Consider the following 1,195-nt stretch of genomic DNA (forward strand, 5'->3'; position numbering starts at 1 on the left):
ACACAGTGGACGCGAGCAACTGAGGACAAGCCCTCGGCCTATTAGTACCAGTCAACTCCACACCTTACGGCGCTTCCATATCTGGCCTATCAACCCAGTCGTCTACTGGGAGCCTTAACCAATCAAGTTGGTGGGAGCCCTCATCTCGAAGCAGGCTTCCCGCTTAGATGCTTTCAGCGGTTATCCTTTCCGAACGTAGCCAACCAGCCATGCCCTTGGCAGGACAACTGGCACACCAGAGGTTCGTCCGTCCCGGTCCTCTCGTACTAGGGACAGCCCTTCTCAAGACTCCTACGCGCACAGCGGATAGGGACCGAACTGTCTCACGACGTTCTAAACCCAGCTCGCGTACCGCTTTAATGGGCGAACAGCCCAACCCTTGGGACCGACTCCAGCCCCAGGATGCGACGAGCCGACATCGAGGTGCCAAACCATCCCGTCGATATGGACTCTTGGGGAAGATCAGCCTGTTATCCCCGGGGTACCTTTTATCCGTTGAGCGACGGCGCTTCCACAAGCCACCGCCGGATCACTAGTCCCGACTTTCGTCCCTGCTCGACCCGTCGGTCTCACAGTCAAGCTCCCTTGTGCACTTACACTCAACACCTGATTGCCAACCAGGCTGAGGGAACCTTTGGGCGCCTCCGTTACTCTTTAGGAGGCAACCGCCCCAGTTAAACTACCCACCAGACACTGTCCCTGATCCGGATCACGGACCCAGGTTAGACATCCAGCACGACCAGAGTGGTATTTCAACGACGACTCCACCACGGCTGGCGCCATAGCTTCACAGTCTCCCACCTATCCTACACAAGCCGAACCGAACACCAATATCAAGCTATAGTAAAGGTCCCGGGGTCTTTCCGTCCTGCTGCGCGAAACGAGCATCTTTACTCGTAGTGCAATTTCACCGGGCCTATGGTTGAGACAGTCGAGAAGTCGTTACGCCATTCGTGCAGGTCGGAACTTACCCGACAAGGAATTTCGCTACCTTAGGATGGTTATAGTTACCACCGCCGTTTACTGGCGCTTAAGTTCTCAGCCTCGCCGACCCGAAAGTCAGCTAACCGGTCCCCTTAACGTTCCAGCACCGGGCAGGCGTCAGTCCGTATACATCGCCTTACGGCTTCGCACGGACCTGTGTTTTTAGTAAACAGTCGCTTCTCGCTGGTCTCTGCGGCCACCCCCAGCTCAG

General features: G+C 56.4%; 1 rRNA gene (cut by a window edge). It reads right to left on the minus strand.

From position 1 onward, the window contains the following. Positions 1-21 precede the first annotated feature (21 nt). A 23S ribosomal RNA gene (locus AC07AB_RS40080) occupies positions 22-1,195 on the minus strand (it continues 1,686 nt past the right edge of the window).

Source organism: Streptomyces sp. NPDC044033, from assembly GCF_056434425.1.